15 protein-coding genes are annotated in these 24,261 nt (G+C 40.5%); 4 read left to right on the top strand and 11 right to left on the bottom strand.

Annotated elements, in window-relative coordinates:
* Nucleotides 1-13: 13 nt before the first annotated feature.
* Genes B2W36_RS08890 through B2W36_RS08840 form a run of 11 tightly spaced genes read right to left on the bottom strand, consistent with a single transcriptional unit; the run spans nt 14 to nt 18,797 of the window.
* A complete protein-coding gene (locus B2W36_RS08890) occupies nt 14-1,780 on the bottom strand; it encodes a LamG-like jellyroll fold domain-containing protein (RefSeq protein WP_293887520.1) in 1,767 nt (588 codons plus the stop codon).
* Nucleotides 1,781-1,790: 10 nt separating this feature from the next.
* Nucleotides 1,791-3,803: a M60 family metallopeptidase gene (locus B2W36_RS08885; protein ID WP_293887519.1), complete on the bottom strand. Its 2,013-nt coding sequence runs from the start codon at nt 3,801-3,803 to the stop codon at nt 1,791-1,793.
* Between the two features lie 18 nt (nt 3,804-3,821).
* A complete protein-coding gene (locus B2W36_RS08880) occupies nt 3,822-5,546 on the bottom strand; it encodes a DUF4983 domain-containing protein (protein WP_293887518.1) in 1,725 nt (574 codons plus the stop codon).
* A gap of 18 nt (nt 5,547-5,564) precedes the next feature.
* Nucleotides 5,565-7,151: a DUF5008 domain-containing protein gene (locus tag B2W36_RS08875; protein ID WP_293887517.1), complete on the bottom strand. Its 1,587-nt coding sequence runs from the start codon at nt 7,149-7,151 to the stop codon at nt 5,565-5,567.
* A gap of 19 nt (nt 7,152-7,170) precedes the next feature.
* On the bottom strand, nt 7,171-7,902 hold the full coding sequence (locus B2W36_RS08870) for a fasciclin domain-containing protein (RefSeq protein ID WP_293887516.1): 732 nt from the start codon (nt 7,900-7,902) through the stop codon (nt 7,171-7,173).
* A 13-nt stretch (nt 7,903-7,915) separates the two neighbouring features.
* The gene (locus B2W36_RS08865; protein ID WP_293887515.1) at nt 7,916-9,418 is read right to left on the bottom strand and encodes a RagB/SusD family nutrient uptake outer membrane protein; all 1,503 of its coding nucleotides are present in this window, start codon (nt 9,416-9,418) and stop codon (nt 7,916-7,918) included.
* A 12-nt stretch (nt 9,419-9,430) separates the two neighbouring features.
* Nucleotides 9,431-12,601: a SusC/RagA family TonB-linked outer membrane protein gene (locus B2W36_RS08860; protein ID WP_293887514.1), complete on the bottom strand. Its 3,171-nt coding sequence runs from the start codon at nt 12,599-12,601 to the stop codon at nt 9,431-9,433.
* Nucleotides 12,602-12,630: 29 nt separating this feature from the next.
* On the bottom strand, nt 12,631-13,668 hold the full coding sequence (locus B2W36_RS08855; RefSeq protein ID WP_293887513.1) for a DUF5007 domain-containing protein: 1,038 nt from the start codon (nt 13,666-13,668) through the stop codon (nt 12,631-12,633).
* Nucleotides 13,669-13,672: 4 nt separating this feature from the next.
* The gene (locus tag B2W36_RS08850) at nt 13,673-14,344 is read right to left on the bottom strand and encodes a hypothetical protein (protein ID WP_293887512.1); all 672 of its coding nucleotides are present in this window, start codon (nt 14,342-14,344) and stop codon (nt 13,673-13,675) included.
* 14 nt (nt 14,345-14,358) lie between these two features.
* Entirely contained in the window at nt 14,359-15,876 is a 1,518-nt protein-coding gene (locus tag B2W36_RS08845) for a RagB/SusD family nutrient uptake outer membrane protein (protein WP_293887511.1), read from the bottom strand.
* Between the two features lie 23 nt (nt 15,877-15,899).
* On the bottom strand, nt 15,900-18,797 hold the full coding sequence (locus B2W36_RS08840; RefSeq protein ID WP_293887510.1) for a SusC/RagA family TonB-linked outer membrane protein: 2,898 nt from the start codon (nt 18,795-18,797) through the stop codon (nt 15,900-15,902).
* Nucleotides 18,798-19,082: 285 nt separating this feature from the next.
* Between B2W36_RS08840 and B2W36_RS08835 the strand changes: the two genes are divergently transcribed.
* The 4 genes from B2W36_RS08835 to B2W36_RS08820 all read left to right on the top strand — a co-directional run bounded on the left by B2W36_RS08835 (nt 19,083) and on the right by B2W36_RS08820 (nt 23,829).
* Nucleotides 19,083-19,742 (top strand): HAD family hydrolase, encoded by a 660-nt coding sequence (locus B2W36_RS08835; protein ID WP_293887508.1) that lies wholly within the window; start codon nt 19,083-19,085, stop codon nt 19,740-19,742.
* Between the two features lie 186 nt (nt 19,743-19,928).
* Nucleotides 19,929-21,008 (top strand): glycoside hydrolase family 2 TIM barrel-domain containing protein, encoded by a 1,080-nt coding sequence (locus B2W36_RS08830; RefSeq protein ID WP_293887506.1) that lies wholly within the window; start codon nt 19,929-19,931, stop codon nt 21,006-21,008.
* A 129-nt stretch (nt 21,009-21,137) separates the two neighbouring features.
* Entirely contained in the window at nt 21,138-21,416 is a 279-nt protein-coding gene (locus B2W36_RS08825; protein ID WP_070561781.1) for a DUF4342 domain-containing protein, read from the top strand.
* A gap of 286 nt (nt 21,417-21,702) precedes the next feature.
* Nucleotides 21,703-23,829: an ATP-binding response regulator gene (locus B2W36_RS08820; RefSeq protein WP_293887505.1), complete on the top strand. Its 2,127-nt coding sequence runs from the start codon at nt 21,703-21,705 to the stop codon at nt 23,827-23,829.
* Nucleotides 23,830-24,261: the final 432 nt, after the last annotated feature.

Genomic DNA, 24,261 nt, shown 5'->3' with positions numbered 1-24,261 from the left:
TGTACAATATCCTTTAAGGCTTTAAGAATTCAATTTCATACTTATTAAGGAAAACCTGGCCGTCTAAGTTCCAGTCTTTTTGTGCCTGTAATTCCAACCAATAGAAAATTTGGGTAAACATGTCTGCAGGTTGAATTAACACGGTATTATTCTGATCGACAAAAGGTAAAGTATTACCGGAAAGGATAAGCCGTGAGGATCCCTGTGCTGCAATACTTGGATTTCCCGCTACCTTATTCATAAAAGAGTTGTTTACCAGCCCATCCATTGGCCAATAGCCCACAAGATTAGGATTCGTCAATTCAGCATCCGGAATTCCAACACGGCTGGCATTTTTCTTCAATGTTGCTTCGTCCATAGCTTTGTTATAAATGTGCACATCGCACAACTGCATATCCACGGCTAGACCCGAAAAAATATAAGGGAAGTAACCGAAAGTCAAGCCAGTGGCACTCGTAACATTATTAAGATTCATCGTTGTACTAGTTGCTTCACCCGTTTTTAGACCATTGACATAAACTTTGACTGTAGGTACATTATTTACCTTAGTGACTGTTGCCGCAATATGCGTCCATTCGCCGACAGACGAAACAGGTCCCATTCCCGGCTGTACATTGGTGCTACCATCCGCAACAAAAAATGTTAATGCACTACCTGACTTAAAAAATGCCCATCCGGCTGTCGATCCTGTCCGAGCAGCATTCTTGCCTAGAAATGGAGCATTACTGGCATAATCAAATTTACCGTCCACCGGATTCATTTTAATCTTTGCTTCAACTGTCAATTCACCTGTTTTAGCAACTTCATAGATAGATTCATTGGCCAAAACTGGATTGTTCCGACCGCGAAAAGCATTAGGTCCATACCCGGCGAAAGAAGTTTGTCCTGCATCATAAAAACCATAAAAACGCATAGATTTCATGATATCTGCTTTCAGTTCTAACTGTTTGAAATTATTATTTTGGAAAATTGCAAATATGTTTCGCTCAGCATAGGAGTCACCGCCATACACTTTGTCTGTCCCTCCATGATTACTTGTCACAATAACCAGCCAGTCTTCATAAGGATAGTTCTTTCGTGCTTTTAAGGCTTTCATAATCTCGCCGATATATCCATCCACCTTCTTTACCGCATCAACATACCCAGCATTACCCGCAGAAAATCCTCCAGCTATACCTGCCTGTAAAACATCTTTAAATTGTACAACTGCCAGTCCCGGATTCTTCTTTCCTAGAAGATCTATTACATTATTTTTAACCTCCTCATCCGTATTGACATCAGTTGCCTCGTCAGCGCTTACCAAAAGTTTAGTCGTAATTGCCTGATCACGCGCGACAACATAGGTTTTTGTCATCGGAGAAATTGTTGAAATTCGATATAAGATGGAAGGATAACCCGAAGCATTATGATGCGGGTCATTTTCGTCCGGTTTTGGAATATACGAATCGTCATCAATCTGATGCTTATCCTGAGTTACCCCAGACATCATTGACGTCCACGTGGCAGCATCCTTTGTATTCTCATTTGCAATTGCTTCAAATGAATACTTACTTGTTTTCAGTAGCTCTGCAATATTCGTCGGCATGATCTTTTTCATCTCCAACCCCACAGCCCCATCAATGGAAATAAACAAGACCCTTCTCTTCACGGTCTGATCGACCCCTTGATCGTAATCTTCATATACTGCCGCCGGATTTGCATACTTTGTACAGCTTGCTAAGGTGAACACCGCACCTAAAGCGATCAAAACAAGCTTTGTCAGACTATATTTTCTTTTCATATTACTCAGCTTAAATATCATAAAACACACCAATTTCGGCCAAAGCTACGTGAACAGCTCCACCCAGGTTCTGATCCGGGAACACAAACTTGACATACTGCGCTTCCACAATGCTGGTGAATGCAAATTCACGCATAGCATTGCGCTGCGCCGTATTTTCAGCACTTTGAGCCAAAGTATAAGTTCCCATTTCCTGCCAGTTTTTATTGTCACTGCTAACCAACACCCTCACTTTCGTTTGATAGGTAGCACCCTGACGATTTTGAATATAGAATCCTTTAAAGGCATTCATCTCATTCATGTTTAGCGTTAATTCAACAGGAAGGGTTGTTGGAATACTACAACCCGACCAGCAGGTATGCCAGTAGGTATTGGCTTTACCATCGGTTAATGCTGCAAAAGTTCCCAAACTTTCATTCGTCGCCGTCGCAACATTCGCTGTGAACGTAAAAAGATTGCTTGGCAATTTATATTTGGTCGGAAGCGGTGTATCGCCACCAGTAAATGTCAATGGATTATACTCCCATAGGGTTGTTGTCAACGGCGGATACAGATTACGTATTTCTCGCTTTGCCGAAGCACTGACAGGAATACCCCAGGCAATAAAGAAACGATTGAAGTCCGTACCAGCAAAATGACAGAGTTGACGATAAAAATAATCCCGCTTCGCTTGTTCCAGCGATGTTGAGAAGTTCTCATTACGCGCTTTTGCATAAATATAAGGGAAGAAATCCCAGCCAGATTCACCATTTTTTCCCTTTACTTTATCAAAAATCTGCAGAAAAGGTGTCAAGCGTGCAAACACCACGTTATTGGCAGAACTGAGACCATAACTAAGCGGTATATTTGAAAAATTCTTCGGCACATTATCTTTTGCAAAAGCTAGTCCTGCCGGTATTTCTGTTTTTAAAGCCGGGTGAAATGAAATCCGATTCGTATTGCCACGTTTCCGCGCGGCGTTAAAAATAAACAAGTTATTTGTCGTCTCGCCCAGATCACTCCAGCTCCATGAAAACACGGCCTGATAATTGTGCCCAACCTCATGATATGTTCCCCAAGAAGTTCCCTTTTTAATTGTATTCGGGTTAATCAGCTCATCAAGCCAGTATTCATCTTCCTGCATGACCCATGGACTACCACTATGCGCATAACCTGCAGATGGATGAATATCCATGACACCCCGCTCCCAAAACTCGGGATAACGGTTAATAATATCTGGAGCATTGCGACTCAATCCCATCCAATCATAGTAATCTTCCTCATAAGTTTTATCCCAAAGCTCCAACGCCTCATCAATATGATCTGCCTGACCCGATTGAATAAATCGGGAGATAAGCGAACGCGGCACCGAGAATGCGACATGTTTGCCGATTAGATCCATCCAAGGGACATCACTGGCCATAACATCCTTTTGCCACTGCGCAATCGTACTTTTCCCAAGAACAAAATCCGTCGCTTTAACCGCTCCCGCAATTTTTAGTGCCACAGGTAAGGCCATTGGCTTCTCTTTGATAATCCAGATCGTCCCACCATACAAATTACGGACATAGTTGACACCTGGGAAAAGCTCTTTACGGGTATAGATAAGGGCATCACGGCGAGGGGCATCCTTCCCCGCAATATTGTCCTCATGTACCCCCAGCTGAGCTGTAAGTCCCATTACTCCTTGCGGAACAGTAATCCGCACCACTTCTCCTGCCGGTGCATAAAGACCTGTACTATAATAAGGTGCTGGTGTCGCCTGAACCTTAAATTCATTTCTGTTCACATATTCCTTATTCAGCAATAATGTCACGGTTGTATCCATCACGCGTTTGACACCATCGCCAACAAGCCCTGGGTAAATCCGAGCACGTGTGTACATGCTCTTATCGGGTCTGCCCATTGTGGTATCTGTTAAAATCTCGGAAGCAGTGGAATCCCCAAGCTGATAACCATCTTTAAAGTCATAGCCATATTTGCTGCAGGATGAGGCCAAAGCAATCATCCCTGCAAATATTCCCATTATATATATCTTATTCATATTGGTTTGTTCTAATGATTACTTTCTGATTTGCACATACGCTGGACTCCAGCTTTTCCCGTCCAAGTTCCAAGCACTTTCTACAGTTATCCCCAGCCATTGATAGACCATAAAAGGAACGTCAACCGCATTTGGAACTTGTCTAAAAAATGATCCTTCGATTGGAGGCTGAAAGAATGGAACTAGTTCATTGAAGCTTGTCCATGAAACCGGCCCCTTAAGCGCTAAATCTCCCGCACCCTTTCCTCTTTTTTCCGTTAGTTTGCTGGTATTAACATCTCCATACCCCGGCCAATAGCCTTGCAGACTAGTCCAAAATGGGAAGGATTCATCAATATGTGTTACACCGCCATAGCGTTTTACCTCATCATGGGTAAAGGCACGGTTATAAATCTGTAAATTACAAAGTGAAAGATCACAGCCCGTATTTCCATCACCTGGGCTGTATCCGATCCGTAATGGGCTTGTGTTGTCAAAATTACTGTTAGCAACCACATTTTGCGAAACCTTACCTGCTATCGAATTTTTTGTGCCGTCGGTATACGTATACACCGAATCTTGCGTACCGCTACGTTTAATCACAACAGTAAGCGCATGCCATTCTCCATCATTGATGTAATCACCAAAGGTCTGATTCGCAAAAGAGCTATTGAAACCCCACCCACCGCTTTCTGAAAAGATATTCCAACCATTTCCGCTGAATCCCTGCGAGCGTTTGGCAAGAAAAACTGCATAGTTATAAGTCGTATTCGGGCTGTTGTGTTTTGTAAAAAAAGTAATCGTCCAATCTTCACTTGCACTTAGATTAAACTTGTTCGGATCAGTCAGCTGACCATACACCTGATTATTGGCCGCATAGGTGTAGCGTGTTGCGTTGCCCACAAAAGGAATATCTTTTGCACTCGGTCGAGGGATGATTTTCCGCGCAAATTTAGGCGAGTATAACAGCGTATACGTACTCCGCTCACTATCTCCATATGCCGTAAAATCGCTCTCTGAATTTTTAGTTTTGCCCCCTTTTCCTGAAGTAACGATCACTAACCAGTTTTCATTGGAAATTGATTTTCGGCCTTTAATTGCATCTACCAATTGTTTAATTTGCTTATCTGCGTTTTGAACAGCAGTGACATAATCAGTCGACTCACTTGTGTAACCGCTCGCCACTCCAGCTTGCTCTACTTTTGTAAGATGAACCACATTTAAGTCGGCAGAATCGGTCTGTAAGCCCTTTAATGCATCGGTCACTACAGCCTGATCATCAGTTCCTACCTGTACCGTTGCATCTTTACCAAGGTAAGTACCATATGCTGAAGATGAAGTATAAAAATTGGAGCGATGTACTTCATTTTTCAAGCGCTCAAAAATGGTTGGATACTGCGGATTTAACGTACTGATATCTCCAGATGTAACACCGGTTTTATCACTATTAACGCCAGTCAATAATGACGCCGCAACAGAAGTATTCGTTACTTTAAAGTCCGTAGTCGGATCAGCTAAACTGCCATATGTTACCAATCCATTGCGTGTCATGAGCGTCATGTTTTCAGGTTCAATATCCTGTACAACAGATCCCGACAACCCATCCACGATAACCAACAAAACCTTATCTTTACTTTCGGGGCTATCTTTCGCCTCATTAAAATTCTGGAGTAGATTTGGAAAATCCTTATTACAGGCAACCAAAAAAAGCATTCCTCCAATTCCCCAAAGGGTATTTTTTATTATTGTTATATACTTATTCATATCTGGTTCCATAAAAGGTTAATCCTTGATTTCCATCTTAAAGACATTTCCAACGCGATCAGCTCCATATTGCAAAATACTTCCACCAATCAATAATGCCGGAAAACCCAACGATGAGGTCGATTCTATGATTTTAATTGCACTGCCCTCAAAAGGTGACTGGTTATTATATTTCTGTAATAAGGTACCGTCTTTTTCCAATACCAGGAAGCTTGATCTCTTAATTGAATTATAGCTATCGAAAGTCCCCTGAGCTACAATCCGCCCATTGTTCAGCATTTGTGCAAAGGTCACCATTCCTGTGCCTATATCGCCCAATACAAATTGGTCATCAATACTACCATCCGGATTCATGACAGCGATCCCTTTTACTTTCCCATTCGTTCCTAAACCACTGAACACACCCGCTATCAGAATTTTCTTTAGTTTTGCATTATAACTTACGTCAAACACACGATCAACTGTTCCACCTAAATTAAAGGAAGGATCTATGCTGCCATCAGCTTTAATACAGACGATCCCTCGTGCAGGTTGCCCATTGAAACTTGTAAATGGCCCTGCAACGATTACACGCTCGTTGTCAATTAGTTCCGCATCGAAAATAGCCGCATTTGCTCCTATATTATTTATCATATAGCTTGAATCCAAAGATCCATCCGCTTTCATGCGCATAATGTGCTTTACTTTTGTAGCTATTTGGCGTTTATTCCCACGGGAGGAATAGGTGTAATCGATCTTATAGTGCGCGTCAAAATTCCCAACAGCAATAACGCGATTCTCTGATATGCCAAAGACCTTAGAGACACTACCCGTAGTTCCTGCATTAAAGGTACATACCGTATCTCGCCCATCAAGTGGATTCCCTGTTGTATTAATGACATCCACAATTTTAGAATCAACACTCCCATTGGGATTAAGCTGAACAAGACCAAAGACATTTGTTTTATCGAATTTATTAAAGAATCCGCTTAACAAAAACTTCCCATCGCTCATTTTAGTAACCGAGTTTACATATCCATTTGCACCCTCACCAAAAGCCATTGCTGCTGAAGATTTTCCATTACCATCAATAAAATGAATACGGTTGCGAAAAATCGATTTATCAACGGCTTCATTTTCAAAATTGGAAAATGCTCCCGTCACAATATAACCGCCCGCATTGGGTAGAATATCCGTCACAATCGAGGAAAAACCATTCACCATACCGTAGTTGACGTCTCTGGAGACATTACCATCGATCTCTAGCCGCGGTCCATAAAACACCTGCCCATCGGCTTCGATCTTCGCATCGCCCGAAGAAATTTGATCCGGTACCTTAATAGTCACCAAAGAATCTTTTGCACTGACCACTTCCATTTTCGTATTATTGACATAGAAGTTAAGTTTGCCAAGATATGGTGCAATGCCTTTCACATAAAAGTCAACCAATTCCCCGGGTTTTGCGGTCCCTGGCTCCGAATAGCTTTTATAAAATCCAATGCCAAGCGATCCTTTTCCACCCGCATAAGGATCTGTACCGAGGGCAATATCCTTACTGCAGGAACTTATTGCAAGGCAGGACAGCAAACCAAGCTGGTATCCTATTTTTGTTTTTAATCGTTTCATCATTATTCAGTCAAATCAGTTAATTTGGTAAAACGCCAGTCGTATATGCCTCATTGGCAAAAAGAGCTCCCACAAAACCCAAGGTGTGCTTTGAAAATTGTAATACATGCAATACCCCATTGGCCGGTTGAATATCCGATGTTGCCACAGGTGCTGTAATAAACGGAGTCAAATATTCCTCAAATTCACCAGTTCTTGAATAAGGGAAATTGAAATAGAGCTGGCGATAACCTGCATATTTAATCACCTGATCATTTGAGCGCACATCGTTGTACAAGACACCAATATTCATGTCCGAACCATCGTAATTTTTGTAAACCCCGCCTGGGTATGCCGCCAGATTGATGGTATCAATCTGTGTAAAATCCTTCGATAAGTACTTTCCTTTGAGAATGTATTGTCCCAGATATTTCCGCCAAACCTCTGGTTTAATCTGTTCCAGTTTGGTTATTGTATCCTGGCCTGAGACATATAATGTTTGGTTGAGCCGCCACACAGCTTTTAGGATTGTTGGATCCGGAGGGGCAAAAAAGGTCACTTCTTCCTTTTTTAACACCTCATCCAGTTTAGAAATCTTCAACGCGACCATCAACGTATCAAATAGATCGGGACGTGACTCCAGGTACTGCCAAACTGTACCATCGAATTTTGGATTATGAACTCCAGTATCGATAAAATCATCTTTTTTACAAGCGACTACTCCTAGTATCATCACTGTCAAAAACAGAGTTAGTTTCAATAAACTTTTCATCTTTCTTCCTTTCTTAATTCCAATAATTGTTTAAAAGCATATATGGGTTGTTGGCCATTGCAGACTTATCAATAGGCCATGTCCATCCACCAGCATTAAATGCGCCTACCGACATCGGTGCCATAGTATACTCCGTATTCATGACCTTCTTGGTCCGAACCAAATCATAATAAAAGTTACCCTCACCTAACAGTTCACGAACTCGCTCCCACCAGATTGCATCTTTGAGCTCATCGCCGGACACTGAAATTTCTGAAGCATCAGCACGTTTACGAATAACATTGACCACGGTACGCGCTTCCTCGTCGCGATTTAATTCTGCTAAGGCTTCGGCACGCAAAAGGATCGGATCGGAATAACGAAATATCATCTGATTGTCATCTGGATTATTATCCTCACCTTCTTCCATAAATACATTGGAGAATTTCAAACATTGGAAATCACCATTCGTCGAATAAATATCTTTATCAAACCAATAGGTCTTACGCAGATCCGCTTCCGCCAGTGGATACATTTTTTCCATAAATTTCGGATCATAATAAATATAGGATTTCGATGTTACCTTATTTGGAGCATGTAATACGTAATCCGAGTAAGAAGCTGATAAATGGAAGCTCTCGCCATAGTTAAAGTTTTGCACGATCTCAAATAAACCTTCTTTGGTACGCCCTTTAAAAATTTCCTTGGTTCGTTTTAGATCCAATAATTCATAAGCCCCTCCGTTTTCCTCCATCAATTCTTTCCCAAGAGTAGCCACCTTCTCATAGTTAATGGATTTATCTTCTGTTGTAAAACCAGCAATCCACATATTGATATGCATATTCAATGCAATGGCACTGCCTCGCATAGCTTTAACTGCAACCACAGAAGGATCATCGTAAGTCCAGGGAAGATCTTTATAGGTTGCATCAAGATCAGCCGAAATATTTTTCAACACAGTCACCATATTCGTTCGTGGCAATGGGTTCGTATTCACATCGGTATAATAAGGAACATCCCCATAAAGACGCACCATAAAAAAGTAGGCCAAAGAGCGAAGAAAGATCGCCTCGGCCTTATAGGCGCTCTTTTGCCGCTCAGACAAAAATGGCATATCTTTATTATCCAGCTGATAGCAAACAATATTTGCATTTTGGACCATTTTATAAAAAGTGTCCCATTTGGTTATTCTTGGAAAACCGAAATAGGAAAAATCATTTTCACGGGCAAAAATCATAGACAGATTGTTATTCCGCAAATAGGAAATATAATCCCGGCCTGACCCACTTGTCGCACTAGTACGATTAGTCGGTGCGCAACGCAAGTCTCCAGACGCTGGAAAGAAAATATTCGTCATAGTTGCTTCCCGGAATGTAGAATAGATTCCACCCATATATTGCTCGACATCCCCCTTATTGGTCCAGTAATTGTTACCTGTCAATTTATCAATCTGTGTAATGTTCAAGAAATCCTTACCACAGGAGCCTAGTACTAAACTAACTCCAAGTAACGCTGTATATATAAACTTTCTTTTCATGAGATTTTCATATTAAAATTGTACACTGACCCCCAACGAATAGGTTCTTTTGCTTGGATATCCATTGGATCCATCCCGTCCTACCCCGGTCACCAACTCCGGATCCGGTCCCGAATAATTGCTAAAGGTGAAGATATTACTCGCAGTAAAGTTGAGTCGTGCAGAAGTCAAACCATAACGCTTCAACCACATCCGGTTAAAATTGTAGCCTACTGTCGCTGAGCTTAATTTCAACCATGAACCATCTTCCAGAAACATGGTCGAATTGTAACGGTATGGGTTATAGAGTGACAAACGTGTAAAATCAGATACATTCGGGTAATCAGCATTATCACCCAACTGACGCCATACATTGTAAGCATCCAATGGGACATAAGCGCCTGGAACATATTTCAAATCGCCCTCTTTAATCCCTGTTGGTCTATCATAATTACGAAAACGGTCTGCTAGGGCGGTATTCAAAATATCCCGATCCAACGTATAATTGATCTGCGTACGTAAAGACCAGTTCTTATAACGCGTGTATAAACTAAACCCGCCAGTCACTTTTGGCTGCGCATCACCAACGAATATTAAATCATTCTCATCTAAAATGTAATCGCCATTCAGATCCGTAAAAATAGGATCGCCTGCGCGAAAATATTTTCCATCTGAAAGTGGCCCGCCTGCACGGTAACGCTGTCCAGTCAACGGGTTCACCGGAACTTCATCATCCGATTTGTATACACCCTTATAATCGTATAAAACGAAGGTAAGCGGGTTTCTTCCCAATCTAAAAAGTTGTGGCAAATCGAATCCTGAGTCGTCTGCTTGTATTAATTGTCTAGCCCCATCCGGCAATGCCGTTGTAAAACCTCTATTCAAAGCAAATGTTGCTGTACCTGTAAAGTCCCAGTCCTGGTTTTGAAAACGTGGCCGTACATTAATTGTCAATTCATGGCCCATATTAACCATTGCGGCTTCATTTGTGAGCACATTTTCAAAAGCATTGTGGTTCGCGATCGCTTTCGAACGTAAGATTTTATCGGACTGCTTGTAATAGGTCTCATACGTAACGTATAAGGCACTGTTGAAAAAACCGAGTTCAGCAGCCACAGACCATTGTGTTGTCGTCTGCGGAACGAGTCCTGTATTCGGTGCATTCTTTAGATCAAGGGACGTCGTCGGTCTATTGTTATAACGACCTTCATCGACCTTATACCATCCATATAGATCAGCCACAGTTCCCGTCGGAGAAATCGTACGGCCTACTGATCCGCGCAAGAAACCTGTGTCCCACCAATCCAGATTTTTCATAAAATTCTCTTTCTTGAAATTCCAGCGAAAACCAACAGAAGGATTGGATGACCACGGAGATGTTCCTCCTGTAACAGAAGTACCATCCACGCGGTAAGTAAGGTCAAGAATATATTTTGAATCGTAGTTGTAAGAGAAATTACCAGCATACGCGATGGAACGGAAATTAGAAAGATTATTAAGTAAACCACCTAAAGTTTTACGCGTGTCGTAACTGATGCCTGTTTGGAATTGATCGTTGGCAGTCCCCCTGAACTTATTTAGATTTTCAGAAGATGACGAGATTTCCATTTCTGAGAATCCGTAGACATTGATCATATGTTTTTCACCAAACATTTTAACCCAGGACAATAGGTTCCGGTTATACACCTTACTCTTGTTCTGATAATAACCATATACCTCGGAGCTATTTCCTAGCAATAATTCGGGTGTAAACCGATCTTTTGTTGCAGTTGTATAATTGTAGTTAAAGGTAGTGGTTCCTCTTAAACCTTTAATAGGTTCATATTGCAATTCGATTTGAGCAACGTAATTTCCAGTTTTATTGTCATCGTTTACATTTAGTGCAGATAGTGCATCCATGCTACCCGAATAGAGTGACGGAGCAGGGTACAAGGAAGTTGTATTGGCGGACTTTCCAACCCCTGTTTGCATCGTTGCGTTACCACTTCCCATTCGATTTTGCCCCAAATTGGCATTCACATTGGCCATCATGCGAAAGCGGTCATTAGGTTCATATTGCATATTGGATTGTACCGTATATCGCTTAAATCCTGTATTTGCGATGATCCCATTTTCATCGTAATAATTCATATTCACTTTATAATTAAACACGCGCTCACCTCCTGAGATGTTCACATTATGTGTCTGATTATAGGTATTGCGATAGAAATAGGATTGCCAATCTGTTGAATTGTTGTAATACGGATTTAAACTATCTGCCAGCATCGGAGAATCATTAATCCGCTGAATCGCTGCTGCTAGCGTCGAATCATTCATTAAAATTTGTTCTATCCGCACCATACGTTCACCACGGCCGCCGATCACTTTCCGCAATGGGGGCACGGCACTCATAAATCCTTGAAATTGATACTGAACAAGCGGAATCTTTGAATTTCCTCGTTTAGTCCGCACTTGGATAACGCCATACGCGCCACGTGAACCATAAAGTGCAGTAGCTTGTGCATCCTTCATTACCGTAATATCTTCGATATCTTCAGGTGGAATCATCGAGATGGGCGATACACCAGGCCCTGCTGTTTCAAAGCCGTACTCGTATCCAGAGTTATCATCAATAGGAACTCCATCGATGACAAATAAAGGTGATGTTGGTGTCAAAAAGGTATTATCACCGCTTCCAGACACATTAAAATTGGAAATACCGCGTACCGCGATCGATCCGCGCATTCCAGGGCTACCCGTATTATTCTGGATATTCATCCCCGCGACTTTACCCTGTAAAAGATCCACAAAATTTCCTGAGGGAATATCTTGAATTTCCTTTCCTGAAATGGTCACAACGGACCCCGTTAATGTTTCCCGTTTCCGTTGCTGATAACCTACAACCACTGTTTCTTCAAGTTCATGTGTAGTCATCTGCATCACGATATTGTATTCTTTTTTTGAATCGCTTACGGCTTGTCTAACCGTAGCATATCCCTGATAAGAAAATAACATAACACCTTGTGCGGGCACCGAAATAACGAAGCGGCCATCGTCTCCCGTTTTGCCCAGATCCCTTTTTGGAGATTCCAGTTTAATGGATACTCCTGCCAAAGGCTTATTATCATTCCCTTTTACCGTCCCCTTGATCATCGTGGACTGTGCCATCGCCGAATTGGTCAGCACATGGGTAAAAAAGAGTATTAGTATACATAATTGTTTCATAATTCTTAAGCTAAGTTAACCGGTCACTATCAATCAAATTTTGGCGCTTCATGTGGAAATCGGAACTGAATCTCCCAATCTCCCTCTTCATATATTGCAAACGGAATGGCAAACGCACCTAATTCCAAATAGCCAAGATTCCCTTTTCTTCTATACCCAAATACTAAGTAGGCTGCGGTTCCGTTGGCAAGTGTATACGCTGTCTCTACGCGGGCCAAAGGAATCGGGTAAGCAACATCATAAACTACTTTCTTATCGACCACCCTTGGATTAAATCCATGAACCAGCTTCGGCCAATCGGTCTCACTAAACTTGGCGGGATCTATTGGATTGTTTAATGAATCCAAAAAACTGATCGTCAACGTTTTTGTTCCCTTTCCTGTATTTTCGGTTTTATTCAAATAAACTCGAATATCGGCGGAGCCTAATGGCCTTCCTGTGCGCTCGCCAATCATATTTGACACAATAGCATTGGTATAGGGATAAGAAGACGAACCTGTAATTGGATCCTCAATACTCGGTTCATACGGTTGCTCCCGGAAAGGCTTTAATTTAAAATTACGTAAGTAACGTCGTCCGCCTGTATTGCTAACTTCAATATCAAATACATAGCCCGAGTCTGGCTGTGCCTTAACAAAAGCCGAGCGGGCAGACTGCCCCCAAAAGTTGATATTGCCTGAATGTTCGAGAATCTCTAATAAGGGACGGTACTCAATTTTTCTTTTTGCTTCGATCTCCGCGATACTTTTTTCCAAACCTGTATAGGCCTCTTTCCAAACTTTAACTGGAAATTTATCATTAAACACTGTCGCAGGTTCCCCATCTAAATCGCGTACATTGACAATCTTAAAGCTTAAGGGCTGTGAGGTATTCTGTCCAATGCTGACAATATTGCTATAAAAAGTATTTCTACCTAGCACCGGGGTGAACTCTTTTGTATTATATACAATATCCTCGCCTAAAGAATCTTGATCGGTAGGTATATTTTTTTTACACGCTCCCAGGATCAATAATCCCAGACAAAACATCCCTATATTTCTTATGGAAGTATAAAATTTCATCTTCATGATGCTAGTTGTTTAAGAGTTTGGCCAATTTGCTGAATCCAAAATTGTGGCTCGGTGCCAAAATATGCAGCATACCATTGGTTGTTCGGATATTGACAACGGATGTATTACTTTCTTGCCAATACCTTTTAAATATGGAGTTGTTCATATCACTGAGTACAAGCTGCTGCTGTCCGCCGCCAACGATTCCAGAGGCGGAAGTAACTTTATATTGTATGGTCATCCGATATTTATCAATAGAAAGTACTTCTTTTCCTTCAACAAAGTCCCGTAAAGCATCTGTATCATAGATTCCATCAAAAGCATAGTGATAGGTCAAGGTATCCAAAATGGTTTTTGGAATATCTTCCAGATACATCTTTGAGCGATTTGAGGCTTGACGCACGGCATTTAACGCATCAATTGCATTAGTAAAACTGTTATTTGTCGAAGCAAAGAATGTCGTTTTTTCCGACGCATTACCAAGCTTTGCCCGCAAATCCGGCACACGTTCCAAGACCAATAACAGGGAGTCATAGGTTGATCCCTGCTCCTCCAGAAATTGCAGGGTCGTACCATTGTACTCGGTGTATTTCAGGCTATAGTTTTCATAGTAGGTGTTCCCTTTTTTACAAGCGGTAAATCCAAGTAGGATGCATAACAAAAAACATCCTATATAGTATATTCTTCTCATCATGGTTAGTGCTTTGGTTATTTCCAATAGGAATTTTGTTTCAACTTCGAATTTCGAGATAATACATCTGCTGATATCGGCCAAAAAATTCCACCATTTTCAATCAAAGTGTTCAAAGTAGAATTGTTTTTCTTGATTTTGGCAAAACGAATCTGATCATACCATCGCCATCCTTCTCCCATCAATTCGCGCCGGCGTTCCAAGAATATCTCTCCTAACAAGTCTTTTGGCGACGATGAAATATAAGGCTTCAATCCCCGCTGTGCTTTGACTTGATTTAAATATTTTATCGCTTCATCCCGTTGGTTAAGCACCGTCTTGGCTTCTGCATATAATAGGAAAATCTCCTCTAAACGTGTAAACACTAAGTTTGAACCAAAAATTGAGAAATCAGAGTCTCCTTCACCATTCCGAATCACTTTGATCTTACTAAAAATCGGTATATCGCCGTTATAATTGGTGAAATAGTTTGTTCGAATCAGTCCTGAAACAGAGTCAATACCAAAACGCGTGTCATTAGGGTCATCAAAGATGGCATTGATTGTATCCCGGTTAACAAAAATATCCGGTTTGGCTTTCGTTACAATCGGATAACCCAAGGTCAAGGATTCAAGGTGACCTGTATTCGTTGCCTCTCCAAGTTCATAAGAGGAACGGATCGCTAAAATCTGTGCACGTGTGCTCGGACCAAATAAACCGTCTGTCGGACTCACAAGCGATGGCACATTTAACAAAGCCAGATTAGCCTGTGTATAATTATCAATCACAAATTTTGAATAGACATCCGCATTGATATATTTTCCCTGCCAAGCGGCAATATGCGCTAGAATAGAATAAGCTGTGATTTTATTCACCAAAACTCCGCTCCAGACAGATTCTGACTCGCCATAATAAGTTTGCTGACCAACGGCATATCGATAAGGCAGGTCCTCAGCCGCTTTAAGCAACTCCTCTTCTGCAAATGCAAGAACCGTAGATTCAGAAGATTGTGCTACTTCAGCAAAGCTCCCATTATCATAGGAATCCTTTAATAAAGGAACCTCGCCCCAGATACGTACCATGTAAAAGTACATCAACGCTCGAATACTGCGGGCTTGGCCAATATCATATTTCAGATCCCGCTCCGTGTAACGGCTATCTTTTTTCAAAACTTCCGGTGCACGCTCAATAAATAATGAGGCTGCATTAATCACAGCGTAAAAACGCCTCCAGTCCGTCAAGTCCTTTATAAGCGGATAAGAAGCTTTAAGCTTATTTTCCTGAACAACACGTAAATCAGCCCGCGAATAGGAATTAAAGTCACCATAACGCATTTCTCCATAAACCCAGTACCCATAATTATCGACCATAGCCGCTCGCATCAGGCCATAGATACCCATTAAATGTGCCCTGGTGTCAGATATAGATGCCCATTCCCGCCCTTCAGCACCAACATTACTGGCTACTATATCTAATTTTTTATTGCAAGAAGAAAATAACACCGACATACTCAGCATGAGCACGAGGTACTTCCCCCATTGATTATATCTTTTCATATTAAACATTCAATTATTAAGGTTTACAGTTCCAATTTTATCCCTACACTGACCATCGGAGAAAGTGGTAATCCATATCCTGTATAGTAGCCATTGAAATCAATTAGTTCAGGATCCTTTCCCGAAAATTTAGATATCGTCAATAGATTCATTCCCGAAATGTATACATAGGCTCGGCGCATCGTTTGGAATTTATTCTTTATACCGTTTAATTGAATCAGATCATAACCTAAGGTCAATGCTCTAAGTTTAAGAAATGAAGCATTTTCGAGAAATAGATCCTGGTCTACACGGTATGCAACAAGTGGACTCCATGGATTATAGATCGGATATTTTGTAATATCCACATCTTGTTGCCAATGGAATACTTCGCGAATACCGTCCAGCGAATTGGTATTTTCGGTATTGATAAAATCATATTTCGATGCTGCGCGCTGATTTAGTGCTTTTTGACCTAAAGCAAAATACCATTGCATATTCAATTCAAACCCTTTAAATTTAAACTGATTAGTAAAACCGCCTACCAGTTTAGGCATAGCATTTCCTTTTAATACGCGATCCTTCTCATCAATAACAAAGTCTCCATTCTGATCTTTCCAACGTGGGTCCCCAGCGGCAAAATCGACCCCATCAAATTGCAATTTACGGCCATTTTGAACAGGAATTTCTGCGTCCGTATTATAAATTCCTTCATTTTCGTATAGCCAAAATTGATCAACGGCTTGTCCAACACGTAATAAACGATCTCCAACTTTCAGTTCGGTTTTTCCATTTGGTAATGCCGTTAGCTTATTTTGATTAAAATTTAGATTTAATGATGAAGTCCATTGGAATCCAGCAGGATCATTCAATATTTTCCCATCCACATTCAAATCCACACCTCTATTTTGAACCGTAAGACCATTGATAATCTGTCCGGAATATCCATACTCTGCTGGGATAGGCATATTGACCAATTGGTTCACATCTTTCTTTTGGTATAATGATGCTCTTACATCCAATCGCTTTTCCAATAAAGTCCCGTCAATTGTCAGCTCAGCATGATCAGTATACGGCCATTGAATACCATAACCTACCCATCCTTCTGAATATGGGCGGGAAGCGACCGCAAATCCATTATAAGAAACCAAGGACTTCTCCGACCCCCAATTTAAATCAGCCGTATAATTGGGGCCAACAGCATATTTACTCGTAAAGACGGGTTTGCCGATTCGCGCCCAAGAAGCCTTTACACTTAATTGGTCAACAACTTCTGCTTCACCTTCTTTTACAAATTGATAATTGGCGGAGAATGCCGGGGTCATCAGCCAACGCGAGTCTGGTTGTACAGTTGACGAACCATCATATCGTAATAATGCGTTAATATCCAAACGATCATTCCATGTGTAATGACCTGACAAATACAACGAATGTAATCTAAAATCCTCCCGATTAGACCAGCGATTGACATAAAGTCCACCGATCGGCGTAAGATAGCTTCCCTTTTGAGAGTCTCCCTCAACCACATTGACCTTAATAAAATCATTGGGACCATCATATGCACGCCCATAATGGTAGCGATACAGATCTTGGGTATAAGCAGAGCCTAGCTTAAAATCAAATTTATGTTTGTCTTCGAACTTGAAATTGTAGTCCAAACTATTATTGAACACCAAACGCTGATTAAAACCAAAATAACTCGACATATAGTTATTTGTTTCCATCAGTGATCCTGGAAAGAACGCTTCACGTTTACCCTCGGAATAATCTACACCAAAGTTTGTATTGAATTTAAGGTTAGGTAATAGATAGAGATCCAAATTAACAGCCAAGTTGAGCATATTAACCGTATTGTTATCCAATGCTCCTTTATAAACATCAAGATATTCGCTATACTTATTCTTATTTGGAGAAATTGGAACGGACAAATCCGGCACATAAGCCGCTTCGCCAAAGCGATCTCGTAAACTGCGGTTCCGGTCACGCAAACTGCGGCTAGCATTGATGGTTGTCCCAAAATTAAACCACTTATAGGGCGCCATATTGACATTAAAAAGGGCATTATAACGTTCAATATTTGTCTTATCAGCTGCATTGGCATTTTTCATATAGCCGCCCATAAAAGCAAAATTCGCACGGTCTCCACCGCCTCTTATACCCAGATTACCACCATAAATCGGTGTGTTTTTATAGTATGCATCATCCCAATTAGCCGGCCCATAGTAATTTACATTAGTCTCATCACTCAGATAACCCGGATAACTTAATTTATCGGATGCCGACGCATATTTATCATAAAAGGCCGAGCGAAATAAATTCTCATATTGCGCATTTACCGGAGTTACGACTGGTTTAGTCGCTAATCCAACATAACCATCAAAACTGATTTCCCGTTTACCTTCCTTTCCGGGTTTGGTCAAAATCCAGATTGCACCATTAGCTGCTAAAGGACCTAATTTTGCCAATAAGACAGGATCTTTGATGACTTCAACTGATTCAATCGTAGACAGTTCTATTCCAGCAAAATTATCTGTACCTGGTCCTAAACGGTTAAATTGATATTGTTGAATCGAATAAGTAAAATTATTATCCCGTGCTATCGGTATGCCATTGACATACACCGCTGGTTGAACGCCGACAGCATCCTTCGCTTCGAGCAGTGGACTTCCTATCCCTCTGATAACCATATTTTTGGGCGTTCCGGGCTCTCCAGTAGATTCCTGAACATAAAGTCCAGAGACTTGTCCTTTCAATAACTGAGGAATTCCCACAAGAGGCAGTGTCTCAACGTTTCCTTTGTTAAGGCTATCCTTTACCTCTTGCTTGCGCAATAAGGCTTTGAGCCTTCCTCGCAAAAGTTGTTGATCCGCTTCACTGATTTGTGAAGTGTCTTGTTGCAACTTCCACTTATCCCAAGCTTTCGCATGGTTACTGTGAAACATAGGCACAAGAAATAAAAAACAAAATAGTCTTCTCATTCGATTTTGACTTTAGGCTATAAATTTAAATTGGTAAAAGCGTATCTACATGGCATATCATAGGATATGTTACGGCAATAAAATCTAATTCTGGTACGGCAATAACTGCTTGTTAGTTTACCAAATGTATATAAGTAGACTTGAATATCACGACTCCAAAAACAACTCAAACGTTTGCGCATATTGAGCAATCGTTTGCATAACTTCAATAAAAAAAAATAATTCCTAGTTTTTCGCTAGATTTAACCGATGAAGCTTATTATATTTGATCTAGACGGAACACTACTAGATACATTACAAGACCTTGGAGACAGTTGTAACGCAGCTCTGCAACAGTATGGATATCCCATTCATCCACTCGTAGCCTATAAGAAATTTGTGGGCAATGGGGTACAGAAACTTATCGAAAGGGCATTACCCGAAGAAGCACGAACGCCAAAGACGGTAACGCTCTTACTTGCCGTTTTTAAGAGCTATTACGAGCAAAAACCCATAACACACACAAAACCATATACCGGAATTATACCGATGCTCCAAGAATTGAAATCCTTAGGTTATCTCATCTCCGTAGCGTCCAATAAGTACCACGAGGCAGTCCTCCCGCTGATGCAGCAATATTTCTCCGATATTCAATTTGATCTTATTCTGGGGCATCGCGCTGGTCATCCAGCTAAACCGGATCCAGCGATTGTCTTAGACAGTCTCCAAACACTGGGCGTCAGCAAACAAGATTGCTTTTATGTAGGCGATTCATCTGTGGATATGGATACGGCCAATAATGCCGGGGTAACGGCCATAGGCGTGACATGGGGCTTTCGAGATGAAGATGAATTGAGACAACATGGAGCACAATACATTATCCATAACCCACACGAACTACTTCATATCACATCAGCAGCAATGATATAAAAGAAAACGGCACTTAAACCGACAATGATTGAAGTGCCGTTTTTTCTGGATACGTTCCTTATTTTGCCGATTCAGCATATACCTATTGGAAATCCGATGAAGTCAGATAAGCTTTCAATAGTGTTGTAAACCAACATATTTTCCATCCATTAATTGCTCGTTTTATGTTTTGAGGTTACCCCGCTTTTGGCACACTATCAGCAATCGGAATACTTCTATTCAAAATGCGACAGTATCGGATTATTGATCTGGGCCGAAATTCCATTTGTGAACCGCGTAACGACATTAGAAGAGAATAATGCTCAACAACAACTGAAAGAACTGATTCGACAAAATTTCAATCATCCGTCGATTTATATCTGGGGCATGCACAACGAAGTGTATACACCTACGGCCTACACCGTTGATCTCACCACAAAATTAAATGATCTGGCAAAGTCCGAAGATCCGGACCGATATACCGTTTCTGTCAGCGGTTATAATGTCATCGACCACCCGGTCAACAACAATGCAGACGTGCAAGGCATCAACCATTATTTTGGATGGTACAACGGCGAACTGGAAGATAAATCAGCCAAAGACGATGATGTCGCCTCCTGGGCAAAACGAATCAGTGAAGCATTTAAAGATTACCGAATCATCTTTTCGGAATATGGTGCCGAAGCGATTCCCGAAGATCAGGCCGAAGAAATCGGTAACTTTTGCAATCAATGGAGCAACCCTGCCTTTTTCCCCGAAAAATATGCCACCAAATTTCATGAAGTCCATTGGGGAGTAATCGCTAAAAGTCCGATTTTCTTAGGCTCCTATGTTTGGAATACTTTTGATTTTGCGACGCCGATTACCGCACTTAATGTCAATCCCCGAAATTATAAAGGATTGGTGTCCTTTGACCGTAAATTGAAGAAGGATGGTTTTTATTGGTACAAAGCCAACTGGAGCAAAGAACCTGTATTATATATCACACAACGCCGTATGATGAATAGAGGGAATGAAATCACAGCTGTTACAGTTTATTCCAACAGAGATGAGCCTACATTGATAGTTAATGGACAGTTTATCAAAGGCGCCAAAATTGGTCAGACCAATGTACATTACATCTTCGAAAACGTGAAGCTAAAATTGGGTAAAAATACAGTGGAAGCGAAAATACGTCCGAAAGATGGAAAAATATTAACCGACCATATTGAATGGAACTATGATCCAGCGTATAAACAGGGTTCATCGGGACCTACTAAATCAAAAACAGAACACGTCGGTCTATAATTGACCGACAAAAGCCGGGTGCTTACCGAGATTGTTTCGAGATTAGCCTAATGAGCGTGGTCAGTGCGCGATTTCCGTCCTATCTTTGAATCATCAAATAAAAAATAAAGATTTAAAAAAATAAACATCATGGCAACTAAAACGACATTCAGCATCAACAGTAAAACAATTACTAAAGTTTTTCAAGATCTTTTTGATTCCTTCAAAAGCTCCCGTTTAAAAGTTTCATCCAAGAATGGACAAGAATACTTAAATATTTCCCTGCTATTAGCTGTAATCATCGGAATTATTTTCCCTGTAGCTTTTATTGCATTGATTATTCTAAGTTTGATTGCACCTATTGAAATTGCAATTCTTCAAGAAGTAAAAGAAGAGCATGCAAATCAAAAGATGATTGAACTTAAATAAAATACTATACTATCACTACAAAGATGGGCTATCCAATTTTTGGATAGCCCCTTCTTTTATACAATCCCCGGCATATATCCTTACAGTGCAATTTCATCTATTCATCCGCAAATGATCAAAATGGTCTCTCTACGCTAGCTTTCAGTCAAAAGATGACATAAGATTTCCAAAAAGTAGCTCCCTGTCTACAAGCTTGCAATTGGATTTGGTTTTTAAGTGCTAAATTTGAATTCCAAACTAAACAAAATAGGCTATAGTTAATTTATTAGGGTGAAAGAACAATAACGTGAAAAACAGTAGAAAATTATTTATTATCAGGACAGTTTTAATTGCCTTCCTCATTCTTTCCTTGACTTATATCGGTTCGATATTTACCTATCAATATATTGAATACCAAAAGACCGAATCCCGTCTAAATAAAGCATACAGCTCTAAGAATGAATTGACAAATCTTTTTTATGAACTCTTCTCATCATATAACGACTCCGGAAATGCGTTTCGTTCCTACACCGTGGATTTTAGTGCCAAAAATTTAAAGAACTACAGCAATAGTTTGGATACGCTCAGGTTTTATATTGATTCACTATCGGAATTATCTTCACAAAAAGGACTTACTTTCTCCACAAATACTTCCTTGGAACAAAATATTTCCCTCTCGGACGAGTTCGCACGCATTAAAAAATCTGTTGACAACATGATTTTTCTAGCGAAAGACTCTCTTTCGCTCTTAACCAAAACAAATAAAAACATCCGTCCAGGAAATAATAGAATATTTGCAGATTCAGTTGTCAACAAAATATTGCGCGATACTGCTCTTAATGTCAACATGAAAGATACGATAGTTCGAAAAAAAGAGAAGCTATTCACCCGTATTTTCAAAGCCAAAAATGATACCTTGGTCGCAGATAAGCTGGAGCAAAATTTCAATGTTAACCAAATTAAAGCTATACATAGCCAAATCCAAAATTTGATAGAGCAAAATGAGATTTTCCATCTCCAAGATTTCAGTAAGATTCGCCGTTCATTTATGGAGCTTCAGCAGAAAGAAAGGCAACTTTTACAATCTAACTACAACTTATTCAACACGATTAGTACTGCATTGTTACGAATTAAAACTCATGAAGATGGAATGTTAAGAGCTGCTGAAATTCGAGATTTCAAGCTTTATCGTGAAAACTCCTCCATTTTTGGAAAGCAGGTTATCGCTTCTATTATTCTCATGATAATTATGGTAACACTCCTCTTGTCATACCACTACAATACACTGGTGTATGAACGGAAACTGACCGCGGCCAGAGATTACGCTTTGAAAACAGCAAAGGAGAAGACGAGTATATTAGCCAATGTAAGTCATGATGTACGCACACCGGTCAATTCTTTAGTGAGCATTATTGACTTACTAAAAAACAACGCCGAAAGCAATAGGATCAATCCTATTTTATTAGATGCCATCACACAAGATATTCATGTGATAAATGATACCGTTGAGGATATTTTAAATCTCGGTAAGCTAGAGTCTGGTACATTAGAAATAAAGGCTGAATATTTTTCACCATCTCAACTACTCTTCAATGTGATTAAAATGCTCCAGTCACAGGCAGATAAAAAAGGACTAAAACTTATTAGCTCCATTGATATCGATCGCGACATCTTAATCAAAAGCGGAACATATCGGGTACGACAGATTGTTTCCAACCTCCTCAGTAACGCCATTAAATATACGGATAAGGGGACGATAGAAGTGAAAGCCTATATCACCAAAAATCAGGGATCAAAATTAAATATTGTAGTTAACGATACAGGAAAGGGTATTTCTGCAAAAGATCAAGAGCATATTTTTGAACAGTATTATATGACTGATCAAAAATCCAAAAGTAGTTTTGGATTGGGATTGCATATTTCTAAACTCATGGCTGCACAGCTAAACGGAACGTTAAGTGCTAATAGTCAACAAGGTAAAGGATCAACATTTACATTAGTCGTCCCATTTACCGAAGAAAAGAAAAACAGAAAACCAATCACAAATTTGAGCAAATTATCAAAAGATTTAAGTTTTGTCGTTATTGATGATAATGCAATTAATAATCTATTTGTAAAACAAGCATTGCAACATTTCGAAAATGTAAAGATCTATCAAGATTCAACTGCTGCAATAACTTACCTGAAAGAAAATAAAACGGATATTATTATAACCGATCTCAAAATGCATGGTCCTACGGGCTGGGACATTCTAAATACTGTCAAAGACACCAACCCTATGCGAGGATGGAATAGCAAAGTTATTGCATTAACGTCAGACGAATCACAGGTAACCATGCAGGCTCCAGAAGGCCAGCAACATGAATTTGATGGCATTATGACCAAACCCTTAAACAAAGCTATTCTTGCCGAGATCATTGCGCGCATTTCGTAAATTAAATAATCTTCCCACGTTAATACTTATATCTTCAACGGCATAGAATCAGCCAGCGCTGCCATCAGCCGAAAAAGCTCTCCATTCCAGTATCTTCCTGTGCCTTACCGACAAAGCTACAATCATTGATAACGATCCGTAGTACAGTGGCCGCTAGCCTGACTCCAAAGTAAACAATAGCAGAAAAGTGAGGATGAAACGGCTCTGTATATGGACAATAGTTTATGGTGACAGCAATTATAGAAAAGCAATATGGCAATGCCGTATCTATTGTTTAAGAGCACTCCTTTATTTCAGTTATGCAATAGCCACTATCAATACAATTGCAAGTTTGGACTAAGATTGATCGGCAGACTTCTATGAAGATGCTCTGTGCGACTGAGGATAGTGCCGGTTGGGGAGCAGCTACCGATGGACCAGCCGCATCTACGG

Origin of the sequence: Sphingobacterium sp. UBA3549, from assembly GCF_002376635.1 — a bacterium.
Taxonomy (GTDB): domain Bacteria; phylum Bacteroidota; class Bacteroidia; order Sphingobacteriales; family Sphingobacteriaceae; genus Sphingobacterium.
The sequence above is the reverse complement of the archived record's forward strand: the minus strand, read 5'-3'. Positions and strand labels throughout refer to the sequence as shown.

What these genes read in the sequence shown, in the direction of transcription:
- B2W36_RS08840 (WP_293887510.1), bottom strand. Translation starts at nt 18,797, where the DNA reads ATGTTTCACAGTAACCATGCGAAAGCTTGGGATAAGTGGAAGTTGCAA.
- B2W36_RS08875 (WP_293887517.1), bottom strand. Translation starts at nt 7,151, where the DNA reads ATGAAACGATTAAAAACAAAAATAGGATACCAGCTTGGTTTGCTGTCC.
- B2W36_RS08870 (WP_293887516.1), bottom strand. Translation starts at nt 7,902, where the DNA reads ATGAAAAGTTTATTGAAACTAACTCTGTTTTTGACAGTGATGATACTA.
- B2W36_RS08865 (WP_293887515.1), bottom strand. Translation starts at nt 9,418, where the DNA reads ATGAAAAGAAAGTTTATATATACAGCGTTACTTGGAGTTAGTTTAGTA.
- B2W36_RS08890 (WP_293887520.1), bottom strand. Translation starts at nt 1,780, where the DNA reads ATGAAAAGAAAATATAGTCTGACAAAGCTTGTTTTGATCGCTTTAGGT.
- B2W36_RS08885 (WP_293887519.1), bottom strand. Translation starts at nt 3,803, where the DNA reads ATGAATAAGATATATATAATGGGAATATTTGCAGGGATGATTGCTTTG.
- B2W36_RS08855 (WP_293887513.1), bottom strand. Translation starts at nt 13,668, where the DNA reads ATGAAGATGAAATTTTATACTTCCATAAGAAATATAGGGATGTTTTGT.
- B2W36_RS08835 (WP_293887508.1), top strand. Translation starts at nt 19,083, where the DNA reads ATGAAGCTTATTATATTTGATCTAGACGGAACACTACTAGATACATTA.
- B2W36_RS08860 (WP_293887514.1), bottom strand. Translation starts at nt 12,601, where the DNA reads ATGAAACAATTATGTATACTAATACTCTTTTTTACCCATGTGCTGACC.
- B2W36_RS08845 (WP_293887511.1), bottom strand. Translation starts at nt 15,876, where the DNA reads ATGAAAAGATATAATCAATGGGGGAAGTACCTCGTGCTCATGCTGAGT.
- B2W36_RS08825 (WP_070561781.1), top strand. Translation starts at nt 21,138, where the DNA reads ATGGCAACTAAAACGACATTCAGCATCAACAGTAAAACAATTACTAAA.
- B2W36_RS08850 (WP_293887512.1), bottom strand. Translation starts at nt 14,344, where the DNA reads ATGATGAGAAGAATATACTATATAGGATGTTTTTTGTTATGCATCCTA.
- B2W36_RS08880 (WP_293887518.1), bottom strand. Translation starts at nt 5,546, where the DNA reads ATGAATAAGTATATAACAATAATAAAAAATACCCTTTGGGGAATTGGA.